Annotated in this window: 18 protein-coding genes; 13 read left to right on the top strand and 5 right to left on the bottom strand. The window is 63.7% G+C overall.

From position 1 onward, the window contains the following. Window positions 1-6: 6 nt before the first annotated feature. The 5 genes from pyrR to gshB form a co-directional block, all read right to left on the bottom strand. Entirely contained in the window at window positions 7-513 is a 507-nt protein-coding gene (gene pyrR, locus ACWNZ1_RS10240) for a bifunctional pyr operon transcriptional regulator/uracil phosphoribosyltransferase PyrR (RefSeq protein WP_135847618.1), read from the bottom strand. A gap of 86 nt (window positions 514-599) precedes the next feature. Then, a complete protein-coding gene (gene ruvX, locus ACWNZ1_RS10235) occupies window positions 600-1,037 on the bottom strand; it encodes a Holliday junction resolvase RuvX (RefSeq protein ID WP_030137904.1) in 438 nt (145 codons plus the stop codon). Then, entirely contained in the window at window positions 1,037-1,606 is a 570-nt protein-coding gene (locus ACWNZ1_RS10230; RefSeq protein WP_135847617.1) for a YqgE/AlgH family protein, read from the bottom strand. Before ACWNZ1_RS10230 ends, ruvX begins: the two co-directional genes overlap by 1 nt. Before the next feature lie 234 nt (window positions 1,607-1,840). Beyond that, a complete protein-coding gene (locus ACWNZ1_RS10225; protein ID WP_135847616.1) occupies window positions 1,841-2,737 on the bottom strand; it encodes an energy transducer TonB in 897 nt (298 codons plus the stop codon). A gap of 77 nt (window positions 2,738-2,814) precedes the next feature. Further along, entirely contained in the window at window positions 2,815-3,768 is a 954-nt protein-coding gene (gene gshB / locus ACWNZ1_RS10220; RefSeq protein ID WP_135847615.1) for a glutathione synthase, read from the bottom strand. 224 nt (window positions 3,769-3,992) lie between these two features. On the opposite strand from gshB, the gene ACWNZ1_RS10215 reads away from it, so the two are divergent. The 13 genes from ACWNZ1_RS10215 to mdcH all read left to right on the top strand — a co-directional run bounded on the left by ACWNZ1_RS10215 (window position 3,993) and on the right by mdcH (window position 20,528). Then, window positions 3,993-4,421: a response regulator gene (locus ACWNZ1_RS10215; RefSeq protein WP_135847614.1), complete on the top strand. Its 429-nt coding sequence runs from the start codon at window positions 3,993-3,995 to the stop codon at window positions 4,419-4,421. A 46-nt stretch (window positions 4,422-4,467) separates the two neighbouring features. Then, the gene (gene pilH / locus ACWNZ1_RS10210; RefSeq protein ID WP_058544375.1) at window positions 4,468-4,833 is read left to right on the top strand and encodes a twitching motility response regulator PilH; all 366 of its coding nucleotides are present in this window, start codon (window positions 4,468-4,470) and stop codon (window positions 4,831-4,833) included. A 10-nt stretch (window positions 4,834-4,843) separates the two neighbouring features. Continuing rightward, window positions 4,844-5,383: a chemotaxis protein CheW gene (locus ACWNZ1_RS10205; RefSeq protein ID WP_135847613.1), complete on the top strand. Its 540-nt coding sequence runs from the start codon at window positions 4,844-4,846 to the stop codon at window positions 5,381-5,383. Window positions 5,384-5,539: 156 nt separating this feature from the next. Further along, window positions 5,540-7,600, top strand: a complete 2,061-nt coding sequence (locus ACWNZ1_RS10200) for a methyl-accepting chemotaxis protein (RefSeq protein WP_256453879.1) — start codon at window positions 5,540-5,542, stop codon at window positions 7,598-7,600. A gap of 185 nt (window positions 7,601-7,785) precedes the next feature. Next, window positions 7,786-13,719 carry an Hpt domain-containing protein gene (locus ACWNZ1_RS10195; RefSeq protein ID WP_256453878.1) on the top strand — a complete coding sequence of 1,978 codons (5,934 nt, stop codon included), beginning with the start codon at window positions 7,786-7,788 and terminating at the stop codon, window positions 13,717-13,719. Further along, window positions 13,712-14,182 (top strand): chemotaxis protein CheW, encoded by a 471-nt coding sequence (locus ACWNZ1_RS10190; protein WP_135847610.1) that lies wholly within the window; start codon window positions 13,712-13,714, stop codon window positions 14,180-14,182. Before ACWNZ1_RS10195 ends, ACWNZ1_RS10190 begins: the two co-directional genes overlap by 8 nt. A gap of 322 nt (window positions 14,183-14,504) precedes the next feature. Then, window positions 14,505-16,175 (top strand): malonate decarboxylase subunit alpha, encoded by a 1,671-nt coding sequence (gene mdcA / locus ACWNZ1_RS10185; RefSeq protein WP_135847609.1) that lies wholly within the window; start codon window positions 14,505-14,507, stop codon window positions 16,173-16,175. Next, window positions 16,176-17,051: a triphosphoribosyl-dephospho-CoA synthase gene (locus ACWNZ1_RS10180; protein WP_256453877.1), complete on the top strand. Its 876-nt coding sequence runs from the start codon at window positions 16,176-16,178 to the stop codon at window positions 17,049-17,051. It abuts the gene before it with no gap. After that, window positions 17,051-17,350 (top strand): malonate decarboxylase subunit delta, encoded by a 300-nt coding sequence (locus ACWNZ1_RS10175; RefSeq protein WP_003206454.1) that lies wholly within the window; start codon window positions 17,051-17,053, stop codon window positions 17,348-17,350. The genes ACWNZ1_RS10180 and ACWNZ1_RS10175 overlap by 1 nt, the downstream gene beginning before the upstream one ends. After that, entirely contained in the window at window positions 17,343-18,194 is an 852-nt protein-coding gene (locus ACWNZ1_RS10170) for a biotin-independent malonate decarboxylase subunit beta (protein ID WP_135847607.1), read from the top strand. The genes ACWNZ1_RS10175 and ACWNZ1_RS10170 overlap by 8 nt, the downstream gene beginning before the upstream one ends. After that, window positions 18,191-18,994 (top strand): biotin-independent malonate decarboxylase subunit gamma, encoded by an 804-nt coding sequence (gene mdcE / locus ACWNZ1_RS10165; RefSeq protein ID WP_256453876.1) that lies wholly within the window; start codon window positions 18,191-18,193, stop codon window positions 18,992-18,994. The genes ACWNZ1_RS10170 and mdcE overlap by 4 nt, the downstream gene beginning before the upstream one ends. Continuing rightward, entirely contained in the window at window positions 18,988-19,611 is a 624-nt protein-coding gene (locus tag ACWNZ1_RS10160; RefSeq protein WP_256453875.1) for a malonate decarboxylase holo-ACP synthase, read from the top strand. The genes mdcE and ACWNZ1_RS10160 overlap by 7 nt, the downstream gene beginning before the upstream one ends. After that, window positions 19,608-20,528 (top strand): malonate decarboxylase subunit epsilon, encoded by a 921-nt coding sequence (gene mdcH, locus ACWNZ1_RS10155; RefSeq protein WP_135847604.1) that lies wholly within the window; start codon window positions 19,608-19,610, stop codon window positions 20,526-20,528. The genes ACWNZ1_RS10160 and mdcH overlap by 4 nt, the downstream gene beginning before the upstream one ends. The last annotated feature ends 35 nt before the right edge of the window (window positions 20,529-20,563 follow it).

Below are 20,563 nucleotides of genomic sequence, written 5' to 3'. Positions count from 1 at the left end.
GGGCAGTTAAAGGGCAAGGTCTTGCAGTTCGAGTTGCAGCGGCGAGGGGCCGGAGAGCTTGACCCGCTCGTGGGCCGCCAGCGTCAGCGTCGCGCCGACCACGTTCGGGCGAATCGGCAGCTCGCCGGCGTCCAGGTCCAGCAGGCACACCAGGGTCACACTGGCCGGGCGGCCATAGTCGAACAGTTCGTTCATGGCGGCGCGGATGGTCCGGCCACTCATCAGCACGTCGTCGATCAATACCAGATGCTGGCCTTCGATCTCGAACGGCAGGGCCGAAGGGCGCACTTGCGGGTGCAGGCCGTTCTGGCTGAAGTCGTCGCGGTAGAACGACACATCCAGGGTGCCCAAGGGCGATTGGCTGCCCAGTTCATCGAGCAAGGCCTGGGCGACCCAGACGCCACCGGTGCGAATACCGATGTAGCGCGGTTCGCTGATGCCGCGGTGTTCCAGGTGCGCCGTGAGACGAATCGCCATCTGGCTGATCAGTTCGGCAGGATTGGGCAGGCTCATGCTGGCTCCTTCAGGTTCCCGGGCCGGTGGTGAGTGGCGCGGCTTATCGCTAAAAGAAAGCGCCTTGGCGGCGCTTTGTAAAAAAATCAGGTTTCAAACAGAGCGGTGTTGGCGTCGAGCCAGCCTTGCAGCAGCAGGGCGGCCGCGATGGCGTCCACCGGGTTGTCGCGGTAACTGCCTTTCTGCCCACCACGCACCAGGCGCTCGCCCTTGGCTTCGAAGGTGGTCAGGCGTTCGTCATGGGTATAGAAGGGCAAGTTGAAGCGGCCATTGAGCCTGCGGGCGAATTTTTCGGCGCGCAGGCACATGTCGCTGGGCGTGCCATCCATGTTCAGCGGCAGGCCGACCACCACGGCGTCGGGCTTCCATTCCTTGATCAGCGCTTCGACCTGGTTCCAGTCCGGAACGCCATTCTGCGCCTTCAGCGTGCACAGCTCGCGGGCCTGGCCGGTAATGACCTGGCCGACCGCCACGCCGATCTGTTTGGTGCCGTAGTCGAAGCCCAGCAGCAAGCGCAGGGCCATCAGGCGTGTCCTGCCTGGCTGGTGAGCAGGCTGAGGTTGACCCCCAACCGGCTGGCCGCCGCTTCCAGGCGCAGTTCGCTGCTGGTGTTGAACAGGATGTCGGCGTCGAACGGGCAGGTCAGCCAGGCGTTATCGGCCAGCTCGGCTTCCAGTTGCCCGGCTTCCCAACCGGCATAGCCGAGGGCGATCAGGCTTTTTGCCGGACCGACGCCATCGGCGATGGCGAACAGCACGTCCTGGGAGGTGGACAGCGAGATGCCGTCCAGGTCCACGGTGGCCTGGTAGCTCGGCCCCGACGGATGGAGCACGAAACCGCGGTCGGTCTGCACCGGGCCGCCGATGAAAATCGGCACATGCTGGCACAGGAGTGGCGGCTCGATGTCGGGACGCAACTGCTCAAGAATGTCCGCCAGGTTCAGTTCCTGCGGGCGATTGATCACCAGCCCCATGGCCCCATTGGCCGTGTGCTCGACGATGTAGGTCAAGGTATGGGCAAAGTTCGGATCGGCCATGTGCGGCATGGCGATCAGGAAGTGATGCTTGAGGTAGGTGGGGCTGACGTTTTTCATAGGCGCTAGTGTGGCGGCGCAGGGGCGAACTGACAAGCTGGGGATGTGCAGGAAATACCTCGAACTGGCTGGCGACACCGATCAAATGTGGGAGCACCAGAAACCCCGAGCCATGCACATCTCCACTGTGGGAGCGGGCTTGCTCGCGAAGGGGCCGGTACATCCGACAGCGCTCTTGGGGCAGGACTGCCGTCTTCGCGAGCAAGCCCGCTCCCACAAGGGATTGGCGGCAGTTCAGTTGCTGGAAAGGCGGTCGCCCCGGGCGAATTTCCAGGTGCGGATGATTTCCAGGCGGTCGATGTCCGACAAATCCCCGGTAAACGGCGCGAACGGCGCGGCCAGGCGCACGATCCGCTGGGCCGCCTGGTCCAGCAGCGGCTGGCCGGAGGATTCCAGCACCAGCACTTCATACAACGAACCGTCGCGGTTGATCGAGACCATTAGCCGCAGGTTGCCGTAGATCTGTTTGCGCCGGGCTTCGTCGGGGTAGTTGAGGTTGCCGATGCGCTCGACCTTCTTGCGCCATTCGTCCTTATACCAGGCGCCCTTGTCGCGCATGGTCGAGGCGGCGCTCAGGCGGTGGATGCGCGGGCGTTTGGCGTACAGCTGCTGTTCCTGGGCCAGTTCGGCTTCCAGGCTGGCGATGTCACTGGACAGTTGGGAACTGTCGAAAGTCGGTGCCGGGACCTTGGGCTTGGGATCGGGCTTGACCTCTTCCTTGACCGGGGCTTTTTTCGGCTTCGGTGCCACAGTGGTCACGGCGGCCTTGGGCGCGGTCTCCTGCACCTCGGGCTTGGCCGACGGCGGCGGGGTGACTTTCTGCACCGTGTTGTCCTGGAATGGCGCGATCTCGGTGGTCTTGGGGATCGCCTTTTTTTCCAGGGTGCCGCTGCCTTGCTGGTTTTCCTGGGCCAGGAAATCGGCCTTCTTGGGCTTGATCTCGCTCTTGAAGGTGGCCAGGGTGATTTCCAGGGTCTGGCTGATCTGTTTGGGTTCGACCGTGGCAAAGCCGACGCCCAGCAGCAGGGCCAGGTGGATCAGCGCTGCCAGGAACAGGGTAAAACCGAGGCGATCAGCCGGGCGCACGCCACGATGGGCGAGCTCTTGGGGCAGATCGGACGGGAGAGTCATGACAAGGAAACCAACATCGCGTTTTTTTCAGGCCGGGCATGATAACGCAATGTGGGTTTCCTTCAGCAGGATCTGGATCAACGAGCCTTGAGCTTCTGATCGATGGCATCCATCAGCATCCCGCCGATGTCAGTGCCAAAGGCGTTGTCGATTTCGCGGATGCAGGTCGGGCTGGTGACGTTGATTTCCGTCAAATGCTCGCCAATCACGTCCAGGCCCACGAACAACAGGCCTTTCTCGCGCAGGGTCGGGCCGACCTGGGCCGCGATCCAGCGGTCCTTCTCGGTCAACGGACGGGCTTCGCCACGACCGCCGGCCGCCAGGTTACCGCGGGTTTCGCCGGCTGCCGGGATGCGCGCCAGGCAATAATCCACTGGTTCGCCGTCGATCATCAGGATGCGTTTGTCGCCGTCGATGATGGCCGGCAGGTAACCCTGGATCATGATCTGCTGCTTGCCGTGCAAGGTCAGGGTTTCCAGGATCACCGAGAGGTTCGGGTGGCCGGCGGTGTGTCGGAAGATCGAGGAGCCGCCCATGCCGTCCAGGGGCTTGAGGATCACGTCGCCGTGATGATCGGCAAATTCACGCAGCACATCCGGGCGCCGGCTGACGATGGTCGGCGGCGTGCACTGCGGGAACAGCGTGGCGAACAGTTTTTCGTTGCAGTCGCGCAGGCTCTGGGGCTTGTTGACCACCAGTACACCGGCGTTTTCGGCTTGCTCAAGCAGGTAGGTGGAGTAGACGAACTCCATGTCGAATGGTGGATCCTTGCGCATCAGGATCACGTCCAGGTCGCTCAGCAGCGCATCGCTTTCGGTGCCCAGCTCAAACCATTTTTCGGGGTTGGCGAAGACTTTCAGCGGCTTCATCCGCGCCCGCGCCTGGCCTTCGGCCTGGTAGAGGTCACGCTGCTCCATGTAGAACAGCTCCCAGCCGCGCTTTTGAGCGGCCAGCAGCATGGCCAGCGAGCTATCCTTTTTATAGGAAATGCTGGCGATAGGGTCCATGACAATGCCGACGCGTACGCTCATGGCTTGGTTCCTCGAAAATTTGATGGGCACAAATGGCGTGAAAAAGTGGCGTCAGAGTGGCGCCCGGAAGTTTGGCGGTCAAGGAAAAACCACCGCGCCGAGCGGCCGATAGATCGGCGATGGAGACTGTGCTAAAAAGGCTGCCATGTGACGTGCGGGCCTTGAACATCAAGGGTTTGCGCTGTCGTTCACTCTTAAGCGTTAAAAACCGGTCAGCAGTGGCAATGGCAGAGCATCTTACGCAGCAGCAACCCAGTGCCTTGAAGGTCATGGTCATCGACGACTCGAAGACCATCCGCCGCACCGCCGAAACCCTGCTGCGCAACGTGGGGTGCGAGGTAATCACGGCCATCGACGGCTTCGACGCCCTGGCCAAGATCGCCGACCATCATCCGGGCATCATCTTTGTCGACATCATGATGCCGCGCCTGGACGGTTACCAGACCTGCGCCCTGATCAAGAACAACAGCGCGTTCAAGGCCACGCCGGTGATCATGCTGTCGTCCCGGGACGGGTTGTTCGACAAGGCCAAGGGGCGCATCGTCGGTTCCGATCAGTTTTTGACCAAGCCGTTCAGCAAGGAAGAACTGTTGGGGGCAATACAGGCCCATGTTCCGGGCTTTATCGCTGTCCAGCCGCACCAGGCACATTAATGACGCTCGGCCAACGGGCCTGGGGTCGACAAAAATGGGGAAGACCATGGCACGTATTCTGATCGTCGATGATTCGCCGACCGAAATGTACAAACTGACCGGTATGCTGGAAAAGCACGGCCATCAGGTCCTGAAGGCCGAAAACGGCGCCGACGGCGTGGCCCTGGCCCGCCAGGAAAAACCCGATGCCGTGCTGATGGACATCGTCATGCCCGGCCTCAACGGTTTCCAGGCCACGCGCCAGTTGACCAAGGACCCGGACACCGGGCACATCCCGGTGATCATCATCACCACCAAGGACCAGGACACCGACAAGGTCTGGGGCACGCGCCAAGGGGCGAAGGATTACCTGACCAAGCCGGTGGACGAAGAAACCCTGATCGCGACCTTGAACAAAGTGCTGGCGGGTTGATGGCTCGGCCATGAGCCAATCCCTGACGGCATTCGAGCTGCTACTGCAGATCGATCGGCGCTGCCGGCTGCTGGGGGCGGACCTGCCTTCCCAGCCGACCCATCGCGCCGGTTGGAGCGGCATCGGCTTTCGCTTGGGTGAACACTGGTACGTGGCGCCCATGGGCGAAGTCAGTGAAGTGCTGCATGAGCCGCGTTACACGCACTTGCCCGGGGTCAAGCCATGGGTTCGTGGTGTGGCTAACCTGCGTGGGCGATTGTTGCCACTGATGGACCTGTGCGGTTTCTTCGGGCATGAGCTCTCGTCGGTGCGCAAGCAGCGGCGGGTGTTGGTGGTCGATCACGACGAGGTGTTCACCGGGTTGTTGGTGGACGAGGTCCTCGGGCTGCAGCATTTCGCCCAGGACAGCTTGGAAACGACGCTTGCGGACGATCTCGACGGCCCGGAGGCGGCCTTCGTCAAAGGTCGTTTTCGCGGCGAGCGCCAGTGGCGAGTGTTCAGCCCGTTTGCGTTGACGCGCTCGCCGGGGTTCATGGATGTGGCAATTTAACAGGCCGTAATGCGGCCCCTGTGGGAGCGAGCTTGCTCGCGATAGCGGCGGTACAGCTTGCGTCAATATTGACTGTGCTGGCGCCATCGCGAGCAAGCTCGCTCCCACAATGGGGTGGCGGTGGGATGGGGTCTTGGGCAGTACAGGCGAGAACCGATGATCAAAGCAAAAACAGGCAAGCCACTGGAAGCGTCGCGCAGTCGTTCGCAGATCATCGTGCTGTTCGTCGCGCTGATTGTCTTCATCATGCTGCTGTTCGCCAATTTCGCTTACCTCAACACTCAATCGACCTACGACAAACAGTACATCGGCCACGCCGGTGAATTGCGCGTGCTGTCCCAACGCATCGCCAAGAACGCCACCGAAGCCGCCGCCGGCAAACCTGCGGCGTTCAAGTTGTTGAGTGACGCGCGCAATGATTTCGCCCAGCGCTGGGGTTATCTGAAACAGGGTGATCCAGTGACCGGCCTGCCACCGGCGCCCGCCACTCTGCGTCCGCAGATGCGTGCCGTGCAGCTGGACTGGGAGCGCCTGCTGAAGAACGCCGACGCCATTCTCTCCAGCGAGCAGACCGTATTGTCGCTGCATCAGGTGGCGGCGACCCTGGCCGAAACCGTGCCGCAGTTGCAGGTCGAGTACGAAAAAGTTGTCGAAATCCTGCTCCAGCGCGGCGCGCCCGCCGCCCAGGTGGCCATGGCCCAGCGTCAGTCGCTGCTGGCCGAGCGGATTCTCGGCGCGGTGAATACCGTGCTGGCCGGGGACGAAAACGCCAGCCAGGCCGCCGACACCTTTGGTCGCGACGCCGCACGCTTCGGCCAGGTGCTCAATGGCATGTTGCAAGGCGACCCGACCTTGAAGATCTCCCAGGTCCAGGACCGCGACGCCCGGGCACGGCTGGCTGAAATCAGTGAACTCTTCGAGTTTGTCTCGGGTTCGGTGGACGAAATCCTCGAAACCTCCCCGGAGCTGTTCAAGGTTCGTGAATCGGCCGGCAACATCTTCAACCTGTCGCAAACCCTGCTCGACGAAGCCTCGCACCTGGCCACGGCCTTCGAGAACCTGGCCGGCGGACGCTCCGTTAATAGCATTGGCGGCTATGTGCTCGGCTTGCTGGCGCTGATGTCGATCATCCTGATCGGGCTGGTGATGGTCCGTGAAACCAACCGCCAACTGCGCGAAACCGCGGAAAAGAACGAGCGCAACCAGAACGCGATCATGCGTCTTCTGGACGAAATCGAAGACCTGGCCGACGGCGATTTGACCGTCACCGCGTCGGTCACTGAAGACTTCACCGGCACCATCGCTGACTCCATCAATTACTCGGTGGATCAACTGCGGGACCTGGTCGCCACCATCAACCTCACCGCCGGCCAGGTCGCCGCTGCGGTGCAGGAGACCCAGGCCACGGCCATGCACCTGGCCCAGGCTTCCGAGCATCAGGCCCAGCAGATCAGCGAAGCTTCGACTTCAATTAATGAAATGGCCCAGTCCATCGACCAGGTCTCGGCCAATGCCGCCGAATCGTCGGCGGTGGCCGAGCGCTCGGTGGAAATCGCCAACAAGGGCAACGAGGTGGTGCACAACACCATTCATGGCATGGACAACATTCGCGAGCAGATCCAGGACACCGCCAAGCGCATCAAGCGCCTGGGTGAGTCATCCCAGGAAATTGGCGACATTGTCAGCCTGATCGACGACATCGCCGACCAGACCAACATCCTGGCGCTCAACGCCGCGATCCAGGCGTCCATGGCCGGTGATGCCGGGCGCGGGTTCGCGGTGGTGGCCGATGAAGTGCAGCGCCTGGCGGAACGCTCTTCGGCGGCGACCCGGCAAATCGAGACCCTGGTGCGGGCGATCCAGGCCGACACCAACGAGGCGGTGATTTCCATGGAGCAGACCACCACCGAAGTGGTGCGCGGCGCGCGGCTGGCCCAGGATGCCGGCGTCGCGCTGGAGGAAATCGAAGGCGTGTCCAAGACCCTGGCGGCGCTGATCCAGAGCATTTCCAACGCGGCTCAGCAACAGACCACCTCGGCGGGGCAGATTTCCTTGACCATGAACGTGATCCAGCAGATCACTACGCAAACCTCGTCCGGCTCCACCGCCACCGCCGAGAGCATCGGCAACCTGGCGAAAATGGCCAGCCAGCTGCGTCGTTCGGTGTCGGGGTTTACCTTGCCGGCGGGGCCGGTGGTTGAGGATGACAAGGGGTGACTGGTCTGCTGGGAGGGGATCTACCTGTGGCATGGGTGCTTTTGTGGCGAGGGAGCTTGCTCCCGCTGGGGGGCGTAGCCGCCCCAGGGATTTTGTGAGCGCTGCGCGCTCAAGCGCGAGCAAGCTCCCTCGCCACGGGGTTCTGGGCCGTACCACAGGCATACGACTGTTGATTTGGAGTGGTTATGGGTGATCGGCACGACTATGTGGCCCTCGAATGGGTCAAGGGCGAGATTGCCGAAACGCTGAAGCAGGCCCATCTGGCCCTCAACCGGCTGGTGGATGATCCGCAGGCGTCGGACGCCCTCGGGCAATGCCTGGCCTGCATTCACCAGGTCCACGGCGGCCTGCAGATGGTCGAGTTCTATGGTGCGGCGCTGCTGGCCGAGGAGATGGAGCAGCTGTGCGCCGCCCTGCTGGACAACCGCATCGCCCATCGCGACGAAGCCATCAGCCTGTTGAGCCAGTCCCTGGGCCAGTTGCCGATCTACCTGGAGCGCATCCAGGGCGCCCGACGCGACCTGCCGCTGGTGGTGCTGCCGCTGATCAACGACTTGCGCAGCGCCCGGGGCGAGAGCCTGTTGTCGGAGACCAGCCTGTTCAGTCCCGAGCTGCCGGACATCGCGGCGCTCAGCGACGAGGCATTGAAGCGGCTCGAGCCGGCGGAACTGCCACACACCTTGCGCAAATTGCGCCAGACCCTGCAAATGGCCCTGGTGGGCCTGTTGCGTGAACAGGATGACGCCACCCACCTCGGGTATCTGGCCAAAGTTTTCCTTCGCCTGGAAGGGCTGTGTGCCGGGGCGCCACTCAATGCCTTGTGGCAGGTGGCTTCGGCGCTGGTCGAAGGCATGCGCGACGGACGCATCGCCAATAGCCCGGCGTTGCGCAGCCTGTTCAAGGAAACCGACAAGGAGCTCAAGCGCCTGCTGGACCAGGGCATGCTTGGCATCAATCAACCGGCACCGCCACACTTGCTCAAGAGCTTGTTGTTCTATATTGCCAAGGCCGAACATCCCAGCGGGCAGATGCAGATCATGAAAGAACGCTACTCACTGGACGACGCGCTGCCCGACAGCGCCATGGTCGACGAGGAACGCGCGCGTCTGGCCGGGCCCGACCGCGATGCCATGCGCTCGGTGCTCACCGCGCTCTGCGAAGAGCTGGTGCGGGTCAAGGAGCGCCTTGACCTGTTCGTACGCAGCGACCGCCAGCACGCCTCTGAACTGGACAGCCTGTTGGCGCCCCTGCGGCAGATCGCCGATACCTTGGCGGTGCTCGGCTTCGGTCAGCCGCGCAAGGTCATCATCGATCAATTGGCGGTGGTGCTGAGCCTTGCCCAAGGCCAGCGCGAGCCGGATGACGCAACGCTCATGGACGTCGCCGGAGCCCTGCTCTATGTCGAAGCGACCCTGGCCGGCATGGTCGGCACCGTCGAGCCGGAGAGTCGCGAAGAGACCCACCTGCCCACCACCGACCTGACCCAGATTCACCAGATCGTCATCAAGGAAGCCCACACCTGCCTGCAACAGGCCAAGGACATGATCGTCGACTATATCGACGCCGACTGGAACAGCGAGCAATTGCAACCCTTGCCGGCGCTGCTGACCCAGGTGCGTGGCGCGCTGGCGATGATCCCCCTGAGTCGCGCTGCCAGCCTGGTGGAGGCTTGCAACGGTTTTATCCGCGAACACCTGCTGCTGGACCATGCCCAGCCGGGTTGGGAAGAACTCGATCACCTGGCCGATGCCATCACTGGCCTCGAATACTACCTGGAGCGTTTGAGCGAAGACCCGCAAACCCCTGGCGAGCCCTTGCTGGATGTGGTTGAAAAGAGCTTGGCTGTGCTCGGCTATTTCCCCGACGAAGCCCGTGTGCCATTGCTCGATGATGTGCTGAGCCCCAACGAAGCCCAGTTGATGCAGGACTTGCAGGAGCTGGATGACCCGCAGACTGTGCAGTCCCTGGCCGAAGTGCTCGCCAGCCCGGTCCTGGCGGTCAACCCTCCGGCCAGGAACACCCCTGGCAGCCTGCTACCGCCGCCGGTGGATGAACACCCGGTGGACGATGAGTTGCGTGAGGTCTTTCTTGAGGAAACTGGCGAAGTGCTGGATGTCCTGCGCGAATACCTGCCGCGTTGGAACGCTCATCCCGACGACCATGGCGCCCTGAGTGAGCTGCGCCGAGCCTTCCATACCCTCAAGGGCAGCGGCCGGATGGTCCGGGCGTTGGTGCTGGGAGAGCTGGCCTGGGCCGTGGAAAACCTGCTTAACCGGGTGCTGGAGCACAGCGTCGAACCGAGTGCTTCAGCTCGCCAATTGATCGAGGAAACGGTGCAGTTGTTGCCGACCCTGGTCAGCGAGTTCGCTGCCAATCACCAGCGCCAGCGCGACGATGTCGACCGCCTGGCTGCTCGCGCCCACGCCCTGGCCAAAGGCAGCGACGAGGAAGACGAAGACGAGCAGGATGTGGCCGCCCTTGATCCGTTGCTGCTGAAGATCTTCGACACCGAAGCCCAGGGTCACCTCGCCAGCCTCAATCGATTTCTCGACCAGACTGCCGACCACCTGCCATTGCAGGCCAGCGATGAGCTGCAGCGGGCTTTGCACACTCTCAAGGGCAGTGCATCCATGGCCGGTGTGCTGCCGATCGCCGAGCTGGCCGGCGCGATGGACGAGCTGGCCCGGGAATACAAGGCGCACTTGATCGCCCTCGACCTGGATGAGGTCGAACTGCTGCTGGAGGCCGAAGGCCTGCTGCGCCAGGGCCTGCGCCGGTTGCACAGCGAACCGCTGGCCGCGATTCCCGGCGCCGATTCGCTGATTCAGCGCGTCCAGGCCCTGTTGGCCGAGCGTCTGCAAACAGCCCTCAGCGCACCGGACAAAGGGCTGCGAACCAAGCGTGATCCGCAACTGATCAACAACTTCCTCGCCCAGGGCATGGACATCCTGCTGGACGCCGAAAGCCTGTTGCAACGCTGGCAGCAGCACCCGGGCGAAGGCCAGGAGCTGAGTGCGTTGCTGGATGAGTTGACCACCCTCGGCGAAGGCGCGCACCTGGCCGATTTGCACCCGGTGGACGAACTCTGTGAAGCCTTGCTTGACCTCTATGGGGCGGTGGAAGAAAGCAGCCTGGCGGTCAGCGACGGTTTTTTCCAGGAGGCGCAGCGCGCCCATGAAGCGCTGATCGACATGCTCGATGAACTCGCGGCCGGGCAGCATGTGCATCCGCAGCCCGAGCGGGTTCAGGCCCTGCGCAGCCTGCTCGAGGCCAGCCTCGACCCATCGGCCACCGGGCTGATCCGCAGCGACGGCAGCCGAACCCTGAGCATTCGTGAATTGGGCAATGCGACGGCTGAACTTGAACGCAGTGCGCCGGCGTCCACCACCGTGGACGACGACATTGCCGCGATTTTTCTCGAAGAAGCCCAGGACATTCTCGAAAGCGCCGCCCAGGCCCTGCAACGCTGGTTGGCCGATCCGGAGAATGGGGCGCCGCTGTCCTCGCTGCAACGTGACCTGCATACCCTCAAGGGCGGCGCGAAGATGGCGGACGTGCGGCCGGTGACCGACCTGGCCCAGGAGCTGGAAAGCCTGTACGAAGGGCTGGTGGACCGCCGCTACAGCCACAGTGAGGAGCTGGAGCAACTGCTCAACAGTAGCCACGAACGCCTCGACCTGTTGCTCGGGCAGTTGCAGCAGGGGCAGCCGTTGGGTGATCCGGTGGCACTGATCGATGCCATTCGCCGCTTCCGTCAGGATAAACCGAACGCAATAGAGACGGGCGGGCCGACCCAGGGCGACGGGGCCGGGCATGATCCGGAACTGTTGGAAATCTTCCTCGAAGAGGGCTTCGACATCCTCGACAGCTCGGGTGCGGCGTTGCTGCGCTGGCAGGAAGAACCCTCGAACCGCCAGGCCGTGGAAACCCTGCTGCGGGATTTGCACACCCTCAAGGGCGGTGCGCGGATGGTGGAAATCGTACCCATCGGCGACCTGGCCCATGAGCTGGAAAACCTTTATGAAGGTCTGTCGGCGGGTCTGCTTCAACCGACCCCGGCGCTGTTTGCCTTGTTGCAAAGCAGCCATGACCGAATCGCACAGATGCTCGATGCGGTACGCGCCGGCCACCCGTGTCCGCTGGCGGACCGGCTGATCGAGCAGATCCAGGCGGTGAATCATCCGCAGGAACACGAGGCGCCAGAAGTCGTCTCTATTCCAGAACCGGTACCGGTCCCCTCTGTAGCCCCACCGCCTGTGCCCGCCAGAACCGAGCCCGCGGCCCCGGGCGACGGTGCGGACATGGTCAAGGTCTCTGCCGAACTGCTCGATGACTTGGTGAACCTGGCCGGGGAAACCTCGATTTTCCGTGGGCGCATCGAACAGCAGGTCAACGACGCGCGCGTGGCGTTGAGCGAGATGGAAACCACCATCGAACGGATGCGCGACCAATTGCGCCGCCTCGACACTGAAACTCAGGGGCGGATTCTCAGCCGCCAGCAGGTGGAGGCCGAACGTCTGGGGTACGAAGAGTTCGACCCGCTGGAGATGGATCGCCATTCCCAGTTGCAGCAGTTGTCCCGGGCGCTGTTCGAATCCGCCTCGGACCTGCTCGACCTCAAGGAAACCCTCGACCGCAGCAACCACGATGCCGAGAATTTGCTGCAACAGCAGGGGCGCATCAACACCGAACTCCAGGAAGGCCTGATGCGTACGCGCATGGTGCCGTTCGAGCGCATGTTGCCGCGCCTCAAACGCATCGTTCGGCAAGTGGCCCAGGAGCTGGGCAAGGACGTGGAATTCGTGGTCGGCAATGCCGACGGCGAGATGGATCGCAACGTGTTGGAGCGCATGGCTGCGCCTCTGGAGCACATGCTGCGCAACGCCGTCGACCACGGCCTGGAGCCGGCTGATGTACGCATTGCCGCTGGTAAACCTGCCCGGGGGCGCATCAGCCTCGACTTGTCCCGGGAAGGCGGCGACATCATTTTCGACATCCGCGACGATGGCGCCGGCGTACCGCTGGATGCCGTGCGGCGCAAGGCGATCAAACGTGGCTTGCTCGCCCCTGACAGCGACATGAACGACCGCGACGTACTGCAGTTCATTCTGCAGCCGGGGTTTTCCACCGCGGAAAAAATCACCCAGATCTCCGGGCGCGGTGTCGGCATGGACGTGGTCCATGAAGAGGTGCGACAGCTGGGCGGCAGCATGGTCATCGACTCCACGCCGGGGCAGGGCGTGCATTTCCGCATTCGCTTGCCGTTTACCGTGGCGGTCAACCGGGCACTGATGGTGCAGTGTCATGAAGATCAGTACGCGATTCCGCTGAACACCATCGAAAGCATCGTCCGGGTGTTGCCCGCCGAACTGGATGGCTATTACCAGCGCGATCCGCCGACCTACACCTACGCTGGGCAGCGTTATGAGCTGTGCTACCTGGGTGAGCTGCTGAAAACCGGCGCGCGCCCGAAATTGCTGGGCCAGAGCCAACCCTTGCCAGTGCTGCTGATGCAGTGCAATGAGCGACATATCGCGGTGCAAGTGGACGCGACCGCCGGTACCCGGGAGATCGTGGTCAAGAGCCTCGGCCCGCAGTTCTCGGCGGTGCAGGGCCTGTCTGGGGCGACCATCCTGGGCGACGGTCGGGTGGTATTGATCCTCGACCTGCTGGCGCCGATCCGCGCCTTGCCCCATCAGGTCCCGCGCCGGCCGGCAGCGACGCAAGGCGAGGGCGAACATCAGCGGCCGCTGCTGGTGCTGGTGGTGGACGACTCGGTGACGGTGCGCAAGGTCACCAGCCGCCTGCTGGAGCGCCATGGCATGCACGTCCTTACCGCCAAGGACGGCGTGGACGCCATGGCGCTGCTGGCCGAGCACTCCCCGGACCTGATGCTGCTGGACATCGAGATGCCGCGCATGGACGGCTTCGAAGTGGCCACGCAAGTACGCAACGACCCGCGCCTGGCGCACCTGCCGATCATCATGATCACCTCCCGCACCGGCCAGAAACACCGCGACCGCGCCATGGCCATCGGCGTCAACGACTACCTGGGCAAGCCGTACCAGGAATCGGTGCTGCTCGACAGCATCGCCCACTGGAGCAAGACCCATGCATGAGCATCGCACCCACCACCTCACCGGGCTGCTGCTGCCCCTGGCTGACCGCCACCTGATCCTGCCCAACGTGGCCGTGGCCGAACTGATCGACTATCAGAGCAGCGCCTTCGATATGGACACCCCGCCGTGGTTCCTGGGGTGGGTGAGTTGGCGCGAACGGCAAATCCCGCTGCTGAGCTTCGAATCGGCCTGCGGCCAGAAAACCGTGATTGGCGAGCGGGTGCGCATCGTCATCCTCAACGCCCTGGGCGGGCGCCCGGAGTTGCGTTTCATCGCGCTGCTGGTGCAAGGCATCCCACGCTCCTGCAAGCTCGATACCCAGTTGAGCTATGTCGATGTGCCGCTGTGTGGGTTGGAGCAGGCAGCGGTACAGGTGGGCGAGCATGTGGCGAAGGTGCCGGATTTGTTGGCGTTGGAAGAATTGGTGGTGGCCGCGGGATTGGTTCAGCACCACAAACCCTGAGCCATGCACGTCTCCACTGTGGGAGCGAGCTTGCTCGCGATGGCGGCCTGACAGCCGGCCTGGCTCTTGCGGGCGGTGTACACCCATCAGACCTGTTTGGGCTGGACCTGTTTGAGCAAAGCTTGCTCGCGAAGGCGGCGGTACATTCAGCATTGATGCAAGCAGACCCACCGCTATCGCGAGCAAGCTCGCTCCCACATTTTGACTTGTGTTCATCGCAAACCATTACTCCAACCGTAACGATCCGCCGCTAAGCTTGATTGATACCCTCGCCCCAACACTCCTAATGTGACCCCCACGACAGCGAACCCGTGGAGTGGTCATGACAACAACAATATCCCCCGACTCGCGCTGGACGCGGCGGCGCGGCGAAAAGCAGCGGCGTCTCGAGCTGGTGAAGGGGCTTGCCGACGGTGTGGTGTTGCCCACCGACAAGATCGTTGCGGCGTTGGAGGCGTTGATTCTGCCCGGCGACCGTGTGGTGTTGGAGGGGAATAACCAGAAGCAGGCGGATTTTCTCTCGCGCTCACTGGCCAAAGTCGACCCGGCGAAGCTGCACGATCTGCACATGATCATGCCCAGTGTCGGCCGGTCCGAGCACCTGGACCTGTTCGAACGCGGCATCGCCCGCAAGCTCGATTTTTCCTTCGCCGGCACCCAGAGCCTGCGCATCAGCCAGTTGCTCGAAGACGGTTTGCTGGAGATCGGCGCGATTCACACCTACATCGAGCTCTATGCCCGATTGGTGGTGGACCTGATTCCCAACGTGGTGCTCTCGGCCGGTTTCATGGCCGACCGCGCCGGCAATATCTACACCGGCCCCAGTACTGAAGACACGCCGGCGCTGATCGAGCCGGCGGCGTTCAGTGACGGTATCGTCATCGTCCAGGTCAACCAGTTGGTGGACGACGTCAGCGACTTGCCACGGGTCGATATCCCGGCGTCCTGGGTCGATTTCGTGGTGGTGGCCGACAAGCCGTTCTATATCGAGCCGCTGTTCACCCGCGACCCGCGCCACATCAAGCCTGTGCACGTGCTGATGGCGATGATGGCGATCCGCGGGATCTACGAAAAACACAACGTCCAGTCCCTCAATCACGGCATCGGTTTCAACACCGCCGCCATTGAACTGATCCTGCCCACCTATGGCGAATCCCTCGGCCTGAAGGGCAAGATCTGCCGCAATTGGACCCTCAATCCGCACCCAACCCTGATCCCGGCCATTGAAAGCGGTTGGGTCGAAAGCGTGCATTGCTTCGGCACCGAGCTGGGCATGGAAAACTACATCGCCGCCCGCCCCGACGTGTTCTTCACCGGACGCGACGGCTCGCTGCGTTCCAACCGCATGGTCTGCCAACTGGCCGGGCAGTACGCGGTGGACCTGTTCATCGGCGCCACCTTGCAGGTGGACGGCGACGGACATTCCTCGACGGTTACCCGTGGTCGCCTGGCCGGTTTTGGTGGTGCGCCGAACATGGGCCACGATCCCCGTGGTCGCCGTCACGGCACGCCAGCCTGGCTCGACATGCGCCACGGCGACGGCGAGGCGCCGCTGCTTGAGCGTGGCAAGAAACTGGTGGTGCAGATGGTCGAGACGTTCCAGGAGGGCGGCAAACCGACCTTCGTCGAGACCCTCGACGCGGTGGACGTGGCGAAGAAGGCCGGCATGCCCCTGGCGCCGATCATGATCTATGGCGACGACGTCACACATCTGCTGACCGAGGAAGGCATTGCCTACCTGTATAAGGCCCGCTCCCTGGAGGAGCGCCAGGCGATGATCGCCGCCGTGGCCGGGGTCACCGCCATCGGCCTGCGTCACGACCCGAAAGACACCGCGCGCATGCGCCGCGAAGGGCTGATCGCCTTGCCCGAAGACCTCGGTATCCGTCGCACCGACGCCACCCGTGAGTTGCTGGCCGCCAAGAGCGTGGCCGATCTGGTGGAGTGGTCCGGTGGCCTCTACAACCCGCCCGCCAAGTTCAGGAGCTGGTAAATGCACGCCTTTAACCTGCAACCTGAAAGATTGTCCTTGGCCGAGCGTCTGGCCGATATCGCGGTGGATGCGCTGATCGACGAAGCCGACCTGTCGCCGAAACCGGCCCTGGTGGATCGTCGCGGCAATGGCGCTCATACCGATCTGCACCTGGGGCTGATGCACGCCTCGGCGCTGTCGCTGTGGCCAGCATTCAAGGAAATGGCCGACGCTGCCCTTGACTGTGGTGAGATCGGCTTGCCGTTGCGCGAAGCCCTTGGGCGGATCGGCCGTGAGGGGGAAGCGGCGATGCTCGCGACCACCAACGGCGTGAACACCCACCGGGGGGCGATCTGGGCCTTGGGCCTGTTGGTGGCCGCGACAGCGTTGGAGCCTGAATCCAGTGTCGCCAGCTCCGTCACTTTACGTGCCGCCCGTCTGGCCTTGCTCAACGACCGCTACGCGCCCCAGCCCTTGAGCCACGGCGCCCAGGTCGCCCAACGCTACGGCGTGCGCGGTGCCCGGGAAGAAGCGCAATTGGCGTTCCCGGCCGTTACCGGTCTGGGCTTGCCGCAACTCAAGCGCAGTCGCGCGGCGGGCGCCGGTGAGCAGAACGCGCGGCTCGATGCCTTGCTGGCGATCATGACCACCCTGGCCGATACCTGTGTGCTCTATCGCGCTGGCAAGCCGGGTTTACAGGCTATGCAACAGGGTGCCAAAGCGGTACTCGATGCCGGTGGCAGTGCGAGCCTGGGCGGTCGCCGCCAGTTGCACGCACTGGACCAACAACTGATTGCCTTGAACGCCTCGCCTGGTGGCGCTGCCGACTTGCTCGCCGCCTGCCTGTTCCTCGACCGTATCGAACGCGGCGATGGCCTCTTCCCTGGAGTGTGCTGATGGAAACCTTATCCTTTGAATTTCCCGCCGGGCAGCCGCCACGGGGCCGGGCGCTGGTGGGCTGCGTCGGCTCGGGCGACCTGGAAGTGCTGATCGAACCAGGCCTGGCGGGCAAGCTGACCATTCAGGTGCAGACCTCGGTCAATGGCAGCGAACAACGCTGGCAGCACCTGTTCGCCCGCATGTTCGACGGCCAGACGCCGCCAGCCCTGTCTATCGACATCCACGACTTTGGTGCCACCCCCGGCGTGGTGCGCTTGCGCCTGGAACAGGGCTTCGAGGAGATCGGCCATGACTGACAGCGCAGCGTTGCTCAACAAGCACAGCTTCGTCGAACTTGGCGCCCGGCAACGGGCGAAAGCCTTGCTCGATGACGGTACCTTTCGTGAACTGCTCGACCCGTTCCAGCGGATCATGTCGCCCTGGCTGTTGCGCCAAGGCGTGGTGCCGCAAAGCGACGACGGCGTGGTGATCGCCAAGGGTTCGCTCGATGGCCTGCCGGTGGTGATCGCCGCCATTGAAGGGGCGTTCCAGGGTGGCAGCCTTGGTGAAGTCGGCGGGGCGAAGATTGCCGGCGCGCTGGAGCTGGCCGCCGAGGACAACCGCAAGGGCATCCCGACCCGCGCCGTATTGCTGCTGGAAACCGGCGGCGTGCGCTTGCAGGAGGCCAACCTCGGGTTGGCGGCGATTGCCGAGATTCATTCGGCGATCGTCGACCTGCGTCAGTATCAGCCGGTGGTCGGCGTGGTGGCCGGCAGCGTTGGTTGCTTTGGCGGCATGTCCATCGCCGCCGGGCTGTGCAGTTATCTGCTGGTGACCCAGGAAGCGCGGCTGGGCCTGAACGGCCCGCAAGTGATCGAGCAGGAAGCCGGGATCGACGAATACGACTCCCGCGACCGGCCGTTCATCTGGAGCCTGACCGGCGGTGAACAGCGTTTCGCCACGGGACTGGTGGACCGTTATGCGGCCGATGATGTCACGCAGATCCGCCAACAGGTCAGCCAGTTGCTGCACCTGGGCGTTCCCGCCGAACACCGCAGCGGCCAGGCCGAGCTGTTCCTGCAGCGCCTGGCTCGATTGGACACGCAAGTGCAAATCGAACCGGCAGCGGTTCGCCAGTTGTATCAGGGAGAACGCCCATGAGTGCGTATTCATTAAGAGGCTTGCGCTGGTTCGAGGCATTGAGTGACGGCGCCAAACCGTTGGCCGGATTGCCTGCTTCGTTGAAAGTCGCGGACGTCAAGTTGGGCGGGCAAAGCGTGCGCCTGTTGGCGGTGGTCGCTGATCCCGACAGTCGTTTTCCCCGCGCTCGTAATGGTGAAGTTGGCCTGCTGGAGGGCTGGGGCCTGGCCAAGGCGGTGGATGACGCCATCGACGCCGACCGCAATGCCCCCCACAAGCGTGCGCTGATCGCCATTGTCGATGTGCCGAGCCAGGCTTATGGCCGGCGCGAAGAAGCGCTTGGCATTCACCAGGCGCTGGCCGGCGCGGCGGACAGCTATGCCCGTGCGCGGCTGGCTGGGCATCCGGTGATCGGTTTGCTGGTGGGCAAGGCGATGTCCGGGGCGTTCCTTGCCCACGGCTACCAGGCCAACCGACTGATTGCCCTGCGCGACCCGGGCGTGATGGTCCACGCCATGGGCAAGGCCTCGGCGGCGCGGGTCACCCTGCGCAGTGTCGAAGAGCTTGAGGCGTTGGCCGCCAGCGTGCCGCCGATGGCTTATGACATCGATAGCTTCGCCAGCCTGGGTTTGCTCTGGGAAACCTTGTCGGTTGAGCAAATCGAACAGCCGCTGGCCAGCGATCTGGCGCGGGTCACCGATTGCCTGCAACAGGCGATCAACGATGTTGCCGGGGCGCCTCGGGACTTGCGCAGTCGCCTGGGTGCGACCCATCGCGCCGCCTCCAGCACTGTTCGCCAATTACTGAGAGCGCAGTGGTGAACGTCTTGCTTGCCCATGACTTGCTCTGGGGGCTGACCCCGGCGCAGTTGTCTGCGGATACGCCGGCGTGGGCCGTCGAATCCATCAGCCTCGGGCAACCGGTGGTCATTCGGCGCGCAATGACGACACCGGGGCACGTCGCGGTGGGCGTGCGAGGTGCATCACGGGAGCAACGTTATGCCACCTCAATGCCGGTGGCCGCCATCCAGCGTCGGGTGCGTCCGGAGGACTTGTGCTACGTCGAGCCCCACCGCGACTTGCCGGCCCTGCAAGCGCTATCCCACCTGCGCCCGCTGCTCGACGCCAGTGGCTGGAGCTGGGGTGTCAGCGGTAGCGCGGGATTCGAGCTCGCCAGTGGTATCGAGGCGTTGCATGAGCGCAGCGACCTCGACCTGATCCTGCGCACGCCGCAGCCGTTGGATCGCCTCCGGGCCAGGGATTTGCTGAGGCAACTGGATACGTCGGTTTGTGCGGTGGACATGCAATTGCAGACCCCTTTTGGCGCCGTCGCCTTGCGCGAGTGGGCGGGGTCGGCGCGCCGGGTCTTACTCAAGGATGATCTTCAAGCTCGGCTGGTGAGCGATCCTTGGCAACCGTCGCTGGAGCAGGTCGCGTGAGCAGTCTCTTGGTGTTCCCCGGCCAGGGTGCGCAGCGAGCAGGCATGCTCCATGGCCTGGCGCCGCAAATTCTGGGCGAGGCGAACGACGTGCTCGGTGAGGACGTCCTGCAGTTGGACAGTGCCGAGGCGTTGCAATCGACCCGTGCGGTGCAGCTGTGTTTGTTGATCGCCGGCGTGGCGGCATCCCGTCGGTTGCTGGAACAGGCGCCCGCGCCGGACTACGTGGCGGGGCTGTCCATCGGCGCCTATCCGGCGGCGGTGGTGGCCGGTGCGCTGGGGTTTGACGATGCGTTGCGGTTGGTCAGCCTGCGGGGTGACTTGATGCAGCAGGCGTATCCGCAAGGCTACGGCATGACCGCGATCATCGGCCTGGACCTCGCGGCAGTGGAAGCCTTGCTGGCGCAGGTGCACAGCGACCGCACACCGGTCTACCTGGCCAACATCAATGCCGATAATCAGGTGGTCATTGCCGGCAGCGACGAGGCCATGAGCAACGTTGCCAGACAGGCGCGAAGCCTGGGTGCCGGGAAGGCGTGCCGGCTGGCGGTGAGCGTGCCGTCCCATTGCCCATTGCTTCAGACCCCGGCGCAGGCATTGGCCCAAGCGTTCGCCGAAGTGGCGTTGAAAGTACCTGCCTTGGGTTATCTCAGCGGCAGCCGAGCCCGGCCGGTGATCAGCAGCGAGGCCTTGCGCGACGACCTGGCGTTCAACATGTGCCGCATCGTCGATTGGCGTGGCACGGTGCAAAGCGCCTACGAGCGTGGCGTGCGGCTACAGATCGAACTGCCACCCGGTGCGGTGCTGACCGGGCTGGCGCGCCGGGTGTTCGAGCAGGGTACCGTCATGGCTTTCGACGGTGCCCGCCTGGACACCTTGCAGGCGCTGCTCAGAGAGGAGGGAAACCGCTACCCCTAAACCACCGACTCAAGCTGGCGAAGCACAAAAACAAC

Source organism: Pseudomonas sp. CFBP 5748, from assembly GCF_053850495.1.
The sequence above is the reverse complement of the archived record's forward strand: the minus strand, read 5'-3'. Positions and strand labels throughout refer to the sequence as shown.

What these genes read in the sequence shown, in the direction of transcription:
- mdcE (WP_256453876.1), top strand. Translation starts at nt 18,191, where the DNA reads ATGAGTGCGTATTCATTAAGAGGCTTGCGCTGGTTCGAGGCATTGAGT.
- ACWNZ1_RS10190 (WP_135847610.1), top strand. Translation starts at nt 13,712, where the DNA reads ATGCATGAGCATCGCACCCACCACCTCACCGGGCTGCTGCTGCCCCTG.
- ACWNZ1_RS10200 (WP_256453879.1), top strand. Translation starts at nt 5,540, where the DNA reads ATGATCAAAGCAAAAACAGGCAAGCCACTGGAAGCGTCGCGCAGTCGT.
- ACWNZ1_RS10225 (WP_135847616.1), bottom strand. Translation starts at nt 2,737, where the DNA reads ATGACTCTCCCGTCCGATCTGCCCCAAGAGCTCGCCCATCGTGGCGTG.
- ACWNZ1_RS10215 (WP_135847614.1), top strand. Translation starts at nt 3,993, where the DNA reads ATGGCAGAGCATCTTACGCAGCAGCAACCCAGTGCCTTGAAGGTCATG.
- ACWNZ1_RS10195 (WP_256453878.1), top strand. Translation starts at nt 7,786, where the DNA reads ATGGGTGATCGGCACGACTATGTGGCCCTCGAATGGGTCAAGGGCGAG.
- pilH (WP_058544375.1), top strand. Translation starts at nt 4,468, where the DNA reads ATGGCACGTATTCTGATCGTCGATGATTCGCCGACCGAAATGTACAAA.
- gshB (WP_135847615.1), bottom strand. Translation starts at nt 3,768, where the DNA reads ATGAGCGTACGCGTCGGCATTGTCATGGACCCTATCGCCAGCATTTCC.
- ACWNZ1_RS10175 (WP_003206454.1), top strand. Translation starts at nt 17,051, where the DNA reads ATGGAAACCTTATCCTTTGAATTTCCCGCCGGGCAGCCGCCACGGGGC.
- ACWNZ1_RS10205 (WP_135847613.1), top strand. Translation starts at nt 4,844, where the DNA reads ATGAGCCAATCCCTGACGGCATTCGAGCTGCTACTGCAGATCGATCGG.
- ruvX (WP_030137904.1), bottom strand. Translation starts at nt 1,037, where the DNA reads ATGGCCCTGCGCTTGCTGCTGGGCTTCGACTACGGCACCAAACAGATC.
- pyrR (WP_135847618.1), bottom strand. Translation starts at nt 513, where the DNA reads ATGAGCCTGCCCAATCCTGCCGAACTGATCAGCCAGATGGCGATTCGT.
- mdcA (WP_135847609.1), top strand. Translation starts at nt 14,505, where the DNA reads ATGACAACAACAATATCCCCCGACTCGCGCTGGACGCGGCGGCGCGGC.
- ACWNZ1_RS10230 (WP_135847617.1), bottom strand. Translation starts at nt 1,606, where the DNA reads ATGAAAAACGTCAGCCCCACCTACCTCAAGCATCACTTCCTGATCGCC.
- ACWNZ1_RS10170 (WP_135847607.1), top strand. Translation starts at nt 17,343, where the DNA reads ATGACTGACAGCGCAGCGTTGCTCAACAAGCACAGCTTCGTCGAACTT.
- ACWNZ1_RS10180 (WP_256453877.1), top strand. Translation starts at nt 16,176, where the DNA reads ATGCACGCCTTTAACCTGCAACCTGAAAGATTGTCCTTGGCCGAGCGT.